This is a genomic window from Acinetobacter sp. ANC_7682, from assembly GCF_056779795.1.
This window is the reverse complement of record NZ_JBWYIQ010000055.1, coordinates 1-7454: the sequence shown is the minus strand read 5'-3', so window position 1 is coordinate 7454 and position 7454 is coordinate 1. Positions and strand designations below refer to the sequence as shown.

Sequence of the window (7454 nt, the reverse complement as noted above, 5' to 3'; positions counted from 1 at the left end):
CAGCTACCCCAACAAAACAAGGTGGCTTAACTAGAGCGGAATATCACTTATAAATACGCTTTTAGTTGTTCAAACAAGTGGGACCACCTCTTTGATCCCATTAAGCTAAACAATGAATTCCTTTTGTGAATCAATAAACAAATTAAACATTTATTCACAAAAATATTGAGTGCAATCTTATACTTAATAGATTTGAGTAGCAATTTTATTAAAAAATAAATTTATTATTTTTAAATCACTTAAATAAAAAAAACCTGAACGAATTCAGGTTTTCTAAGTTTGTTTATTAAATTCTAATTTAATTTAAGTTTACTAAAACTCAAATCTCCATCAGTGCTTTGTATAACAATTGTATCTCCTGGCAAAAATTCTCCCGCCAAGATTTTTTGAGCCAATGTATTTTCAACCTTTTGTTGAATAGCACGTTTAAGTGGTCGAGCCCCATAGATTGGGTCATATCCTGCCTCAATTAATTCATCGAAAGCAGTGTCATCTACAGTCAAACTTAAATCACGATCAGCCAAACGAGCACGTAAGCGATCTAACTGAATATCCGCGATACCTCGAATCTGCGATTTTTTCAGTGCATGGAAGATTACAAGCTCATCAATTCGGTTAATAAACTCTGGTCTAAAATGCTCAGAAACAGCAGCCATCACAACACTGCGTACATCTTGTTCCGTCGCCATGTCACCTAATTCGCGCACTTCATTTGAACCTAAGTTTGAAGTCATGACGATCACGGTATTTTTAAAATCCACCACACGCCCTTGCGAATCAGTCAAGCGACCATCGTCAAGTACCTGAAGCAGAATGTTAAATACATCTGGATGAGCCTTCTCTACTTCATCAAATAACACCACGCTATAAGGCTTACGGCGTACTGCTTCAGTTAGCACACCACCCTCTTCATAACCAACATAACCAGGAGGTGCTCCCACCAAACGACTAACAGAATGTTTCTCCATAAATTCAGACATATCGATACGGATCATGGCATCGTCACTGTCAAATAAGAAGTTTGCTAAAGCTTTAGTTAACTCAGTTTTCCCAACACCTGTTGGACCTAAAAATAAGAATGAACCACTTGGGCGATTCGGATCTGAAAGTCCAGCACGTGAGCGTCGTACCGCATTAGAAACTGCAACTACCGCTTCATCTTGGCCTACGACGCGGTTATGTAAAAATGTTTCCATATTGAGTAATTTTTCACGCTCACCTTGTAGCATTTTTGCTACAGGAATTCCTGTTGCTGCACTTACAACTTCGGCAATTTCATTGTCCGTCACTTTATTACGCAATAATTTAGGTTCAACTTTCTCTTCAGATGCTTCTTCACTGAGTCGTTTCTCCAAATCAGGAATAACACCGTATTGAAGCCGAGCCATTTCAGCTAGATCATTTTCACGTTGTGCCTTTTGCATCGCAATACGTGCTTGATCAAGCTCCGCCTGAGTTTGTTGATCGCCTTGGACCAAACGCTTTTCAGAAATCCACACTTCTTCAAGATCGCTGTATTCCTTCTCCACTTCAGCAATTTGTTTTTCTAAGTGTGAAACTTCAGCTTTACTTCCCGCATCTTCGTCTTTTTTTACAGCCTCAAGCTGTAATTTGAGTTGAATAAGACGACGCTCTAATTTATCTAGAGACTCAGGTTTTGAATCAAGCTCCATCTTAATTCGAGATGCCGCCTCATCAATTAGATCAATCGCTTTATCTGGTAGTTGACGATCTGTAATGTAGCGATGTGACATTTTAGCTGCAGCAATGATGGCAGAATCTAAGATTTTGACACCATGATGTACTTCATAGCGCTCTTTTAATCCACGTAAAATCGCAATCGTGTCTTCAACGCTAGGCTCGTCAACCAATACTTTCTGGAAACGACGTTCAAGTGCTGCATCTTTTTCAATGAATTGTCGATATTCATCTAAAGTTGTAGCACCTACACAACGTAATTCTCCGCGTGCTAAAGCAGGTTTCAACATGTTACCTGCATCCATTGCACCGTCGCCTTTACCTGCACCGACTAGAGTGTGCAACTCATCGATAAACAGAATAATTTCACCATCATGTTTAGCAAGATCTTTTAATACTGCTTTTAAGCGCTCTTCAAATTCACCACGATATTTTGCACCAGCTAAAAGCGATCCAAGATCAAGTGATAAGACACGTTTATTTTTTAAACTTTCAGGCACTTCTCCATTGACGATACGCTGTGCTAAACCCTCAACAATGGCAGTTTTACCAACACCCGGCTCACCAATCAAAACAGGATTATTTTTTGTACGGCGTGATAAAACTTGGACTGTTCGACGAATTTCATCATCTCGCCCAATCACTGGATCAAGCTTGCCAGAAAGTGCTCGCTCAGTGAGATCAATGGTGTATTTGTTTAATGAATCACGTTGATCTTCATGATTGTTACTCATGACTTTTTCATCACCTCGAACTTTAGTTATCGCCGCTTTTAAACCTGCAGATTGAACACCAACCGCATTTAAAATAGTTTTGGTTGCACCTGTTTCTGCTAAACCAAGTAACACCCAATCTGTTGAAAGAAACTCATCACCCGATTTTTGTGCATAACTATCTGCCAAGTTAAGCGCTTTAACCGCATCTGGACTCAGATTAATATCACCAGTTGGATGAGCAAGTGTTGGTGCATCATCAAGCGCCTGTTGCAACTTTGTGCTTAATTCTCGTAAATTCGCCCCTGCCTGCTGCAACAAACTCATATTTGATGGCTCTTCAAGCAGGGTCGATAGTATATGGATGCCTTCAATCGCTGTATGATCCTTGCCCATTGCTAAAGATTGCGCATCAGATAAGGCTTGCTGTAAGCGATTTGTAAATTTTTCAAAACGCATTATTATTTTCCTCACAACAAATTTGGTACTTGCTTAGTTAATGGGTGAGAAGCGTCATATTTCAAGTCGGTTTTTTAATTATTTTCTTATATTTCAATTATTTAAAAAATAAAGATAGATTATAATTATAATATTTGTGCTGCTCATACATTTTTCAATACCACTTCACATTTTTTTCATGGTGATTATGATATTTATCCACTATTCACTAGATATGACAAAGAAAATATATTCCCCGTAAACGGTCATTATTGTTCTCAAATCATCACATAGGAGTACGCCGAACTTATATCGACCTAATCGGTACATGTTGTGCAAAATCATTCAATATGAATTTATAAGATAAACAATCAATTTTATATTTATTTAAAGAATATAGATAAAACTTATAATAATCACCGTTTTCCATAAACGGATGATTTAATCATTCAGGCATACTTACATGAATCATTTTATAAATCTCTCAGAAAATAAAGTCCATCAAGATAAAATTAAATTTATTTTATCTGAAGCAAAAAAAAATGTAGAAGATCATACACTCCTCTTTGCAGGCTCTTTAAAACCCCAAGATGCGTGGCTTTTGTTCCAATCCCAACAAGCGATCATTATTGATGTCAGAACACATGAAGAGCGAAAATTCGTAGGTTATGTCGAACATTCAGAACATATTCCTTGGCTCACAGGCATCTCACTTGAACGTAACCCTGAGTTTTTAGAGAAGTTACAATCTTTTGTTAATGCATATGACATCATTTTGCTCATGTGCCGTAGTGGAAAGCGCTCTGCAGCAGCAGCGAGTGTGGCGTATAACGCTGGTTTCACAAACGTATATAATATCGATCAAGGTTTTGAAGGTGATTTAGATCCCAACTCCCATCGTGGTACTTACAATGGCTGGCGATTTCACAATCTGCCATGGGTACAAGAGTAAAATTGATTCGCTCAACTTACATAAAAAAAGCAACCTTAAGGTTGCTTTTTTCAACTCGATAAAATCAAGCTTCGGCTTCAATGATTTCAAAATCATGTGTAATTTCAACACCGCCATCTGAAAGCATTTTACTTGCTGAGCAATATTTTTCTGCAGATAGCTCAACCGCTTTAGCAACTTGCTTTTCTTTAACTGCTTTTCCTGTAACCACAAAATGCAAATGTATCTTCGTGAAAACCGCAGGAATTGTGTCTGCCCTCTCGGCTTTCAACTGACATTGAACACCCATCACATCTTGTCTAGATTTTTTTAATATGGTCACAATATCAAACGAAGCACACCCACCAAGCCCCATTAAAATGAGTTCCATCGGACGTGGACCACGGTTTTCACCACCGTAAGCTTCAGCACCATCCATGATAATTTGGTGACCGCTTTCAGATTTTGCTTCAAAAGCAACATTCTCTAACCAATGTACGCTAGTATGCATTGCAACTACCTAAAAAAAACTATAAATTTACTTAGGACTGTACACTAGCATATATTGAGCTGATAAGGAATTTCACCTCTTATGCTTCACGTGGCAAGTTTATTTAGGTCTAAAGATCTAGTTACTATCCAAATCGGAATTTAAAAAGCATGACTTCTAATTTTTCACAACTTAGTACAGATGCTTTGTCGCCAGGTCAATTACCTGAATCTGTCAAAGCTTTGCTCAAGCGTGCGCACATCAATAGATTTCCAAAACGAACTTCAATTATTGATGCGGGCTCAGAGTCGAAATCTCTGTATCTAATTTTAAAAGGGTCGGTTTCAATTATTTTACGTGAAGATGATGAACGTGAAATTGTGGTAGCCTATTTAAACCCAGGGGACTTTTTTGGAGAGATGGGATTATTTGAAAGTAATCCTCACCGTACTGCAGAAGTACGTACACGTGATGTATGTGAGATTGCTGAAATTTCATATGCTAACTTCCATGAAGTAAGTAAGCAGTATCCAGATCTTAGCTATGCGGTGTTCGCACAGCTCGTTCGTCGCTTAAAAAATACAACTCGAAAAGTAACTGACCTAGCATTTATTGATGTATCGGGTCGTATTGCACGTTGTTTAATCGACTTGTCAGCTCAACCTGAAGCAATGATTCTTCCAAATGGACGCCAAATTCGTATTACTCGTCAAGAAATTGGTCGTATTGTAGGTTGTTCACGTGAAATGGTTGGTCGTGTTCTTAAAACACTTGAAGAACAAGGCATGATTGAAACTGATGGTAAAGCTATCTTAATTTTTGATTCATCATTAGAAGCAGTAAATTCTGTTGAAGAAGACTTTGACAACAATGATGATGAATAAATTTTCATCTGATCTACATTCAAAAAAGCAAATCTGACGATTTGCTTTTTTATTGCCTTTTTTCTGAAAACTTTCGAATTTATTTTACATACGTTTTGAATCTTAGATTAGGTATGATTTCAATATATCAACTTAAAAAATACAGCAAGGATGTTGAGCATGAAATTTAATCGACTTGGACAAACAGATATACACGTTCCCGAAATTTGTTTAGGAACAATGACCTTTGGTGAGCAAAATAGCCAGTCCGAGGCTTTCCAACAACTGGAATATGCACTCGAGCGGGGGTTAAATTTTTGGGATACTGCAGAGATGTACCCAGTACCACCTAAAGTCGAAACTCAAGGCGCGACGGAAGAAATTATCGGCAATTGGATTCAGCAGCGCGGCCAACGTGATCAACTTTTTCTTGCTTCAAAAATTGCAGGTCCAGGCCAAGGTGGTAGCAATATTAGAGGCGGCACAACTCGCTATACTGCCAGCGACATCAGCTCAGCCTTAGACTCAAATCTTAGACGCTTAAAAACTGACTATATTGATCTTTATCAGCTGCATTGGCCTCAACGCCCAACCAATATGTTTGGTCAATTGGGTTATACCAATCACCATGCTCACAGTACACTAGATATCACACCACTCGAGGAAACCTTATCTGCCCTTCAAGCGGAAATTAATAGAGGTAGAATTCGTTATATCGGACTCTCCAATGAGACACCATGGGGAACCATGAAATTTCTACATTTAGCTGAAAAGTTAGGGCTGTCTAAATTTGTTTCTGTACAAAACCCCTATAACTTATTAAATCGTACCTATGAAATCGGCATGTCGGAGATTGCTAAATTTGAAGGCATCGGTTTACTGGCCTATTCACCGCTCGCTTTTGGCTATTTAACAGGAAAATTTAGACATGGTGCGAGACCTGCAAATGCCAGAGTCACCTTATACTCTAGATTTGTGCGTTATAGTAATCCTGAAAGTGAATGGGCAACTGAACAATACGCCCTCTTAGCAGAAAAACATGGACTGACATTAACGCAATTGGCGTTAGCTTTCATTAAGCAGCAGTTTTTCGTGACCAGCACAATCATTGGTGCAACCGATTTAAATCAACTCAAAGAAAATATTGATGCTTTTAATGTGTCATTGTCAGAAGAAATACTTCAGGAAATTGAGATCATCCATAAACAACAGCCAAATCCAGCACCTTAAGTGTCTAATAAATTCGATTTCAATACATTTGAATCAAAGCCATACTGTGATAACAATTTACTAAGTGGTGAATATAAAAAAAAGGATGCTAACGCATCCTTTTTTAGCTTTATTCTTTTAACGGCGACTTTGGTTATAAATCGCTTGAGCTGCAGGTAAGTTTTTACGCATCGCCTCAATTCGTTGAGCATTTGAAGGGTGTGTTGATAAGAAAGATGCATTGCCACCATTACTTGCTTTAGCCATTTTCTCCCATAATGTAATCGCTGCTTGTGGGTTATAACCAGCTCGAGCCATTAACATTAATCCACCCTGATCAGCACGGCTCTCCAAGTTACGTGAATAAGGCAACCCTACACCCAGTTGAGAACCAATTTGTGCAACTGCTGCGCCACCTTGACCTACCCCAGCTGCACTTAAACCAACACCTAAAGCCAAGTCAGTTAAAGCTTGAGCACCCAATTTACTTTTTGCATGCTCTTCCAAAGCATGGATCATTTCATGTCCCATGATGGCCGCAATTTCAGCATCTGTTAAATTTAAACGTTCCACAATACCTGTATAAAAAACAACTTTACCACCCGGCATGACAGAAGCATTTAATTCACTTGATTTAATTACAGATACCTGCCATTGGAATGGCTGACCCGTTTGATTCATTTGATCAGCATATGGACGCAAACGATTGTAGACATTGGTAATACGCTTATAGGTATTTGAGCTTGTATCCAATAATCCCTTGCTGCGAGCTGTATCAATGGCTTGCGAGTAACTTTGTGCAGCAGCTGCATTTAATGTCGCTGAGTCCGCACCCGCCATATCCGCAAATGTTGTACACCCTGAAATCGAGATCACCGCAGATGCTGTAAGACCGAGCAATAATTTGTTCTTCATTATAATGTTCCAATCTACTTGAAAGTACTTGTTCATAATTATAGACAAACTCAACTAAGCTTAATATCTCATTTTTCTTCACTTTTTTATTTGTTATGTAATTTAGCTCTGTACACGACAAAAATAGATAACTCATTGAAATAATGTCACAATAATTGTTTTCTAACGACGAATACTATGACACATCTCAATGAGTT

Annotated in this window: 6 protein-coding genes; 3 read left to right on the top strand and 3 right to left on the bottom strand. The window is 38.4% G+C overall.

Features of this window, described 5'->3' with window-relative positions; translation table 11 throughout:
* Positions 1 to 293: 293 nt before the first annotated feature.
* Positions 294 to 2870 (bottom strand): ATP-dependent chaperone ClpB, encoded by a 2577-nt coding sequence (gene clpB / locus AC1M9D_RS13715; protein ID WP_481612411.1) that lies wholly within the window; start codon positions 2868 to 2870, stop codon positions 294 to 296.
* 442 nt (positions 2871 to 3312) lie between these two features.
* Between clpB and AC1M9D_RS13710 the strand changes: the two genes are divergently transcribed.
* A complete protein-coding gene (locus AC1M9D_RS13710) occupies positions 3313 to 3801 on the top strand; it encodes a rhodanese-like domain-containing protein (RefSeq protein WP_035265884.1) in 489 nt (162 codons plus the stop codon).
* Positions 3802 to 3865: 64 nt separating this feature from the next.
* Here AC1M9D_RS13710 and AC1M9D_RS13705 read toward each other — a convergent pair whose 3' ends face one another.
* Positions 3866 to 4291 carry an OsmC family protein gene (locus AC1M9D_RS13705; protein WP_180027588.1) on the bottom strand — a complete coding sequence of 142 codons (426 nt, stop codon included), beginning with the start codon at positions 4289 to 4291 and terminating at the stop codon, positions 3866 to 3868.
* Between the two features lie 149 nt (positions 4292 to 4440).
* Between AC1M9D_RS13705 and crp the strand changes: the two genes are divergently transcribed.
* On the top strand, positions 4441 to 5154 hold the full coding sequence (gene crp, locus AC1M9D_RS13700; protein ID WP_180027587.1) for a cAMP-activated global transcriptional regulator CRP: 714 nt from the start codon (positions 4441 to 4443) through the stop codon (positions 5152 to 5154).
* Positions 5155 to 5313: 159 nt separating this feature from the next.
* A complete protein-coding gene (locus AC1M9D_RS13695; RefSeq protein WP_180027586.1) occupies positions 5314 to 6363 on the top strand; it encodes an NADP(H)-dependent aldo-keto reductase in 1050 nt (349 codons plus the stop codon).
* A 117-nt stretch (positions 6364 to 6480) separates the two neighbouring features.
* Here AC1M9D_RS13695 and AC1M9D_RS13690 read toward each other — a convergent pair whose 3' ends face one another.
* Positions 6481 to 7257, bottom strand: a complete 777-nt coding sequence (locus tag AC1M9D_RS13690) for a M48 family metallopeptidase (RefSeq protein ID WP_035265878.1) — start codon at positions 7255 to 7257, stop codon at positions 6481 to 6483.
* Positions 7258 to 7454 lie beyond the last annotated feature (197 nt).

What these genes read in the sequence shown, in the direction of transcription:
- AC1M9D_RS13710 (WP_035265884.1), top strand. Translation starts at nt 3,313, where the DNA reads ATGAATCATTTTATAAATCTCTCAGAAAATAAAGTCCATCAAGATAAA.
- AC1M9D_RS13690 (WP_035265878.1), bottom strand. Translation starts at nt 7,257, where the DNA reads ATGAAGAACAAATTATTGCTCGGTCTTACAGCATCTGCGGTGATCTCG.
- AC1M9D_RS13705 (WP_180027588.1), bottom strand. Translation starts at nt 4,291, where the DNA reads ATGCATACTAGCGTACATTGGTTAGAGAATGTTGCTTTTGAAGCAAAA.
- AC1M9D_RS13695 (WP_180027586.1), top strand. Translation starts at nt 5,314, where the DNA reads ATGAAATTTAATCGACTTGGACAAACAGATATACACGTTCCCGAAATT.
- crp (WP_180027587.1), top strand. Translation starts at nt 4,441, where the DNA reads ATGACTTCTAATTTTTCACAACTTAGTACAGATGCTTTGTCGCCAGGT.
- clpB (WP_481612411.1), bottom strand. Translation starts at nt 2,870, where the DNA reads ATGCGTTTTGAAAAATTTACAAATCGCTTACAGCAAGCCTTATCTGAT.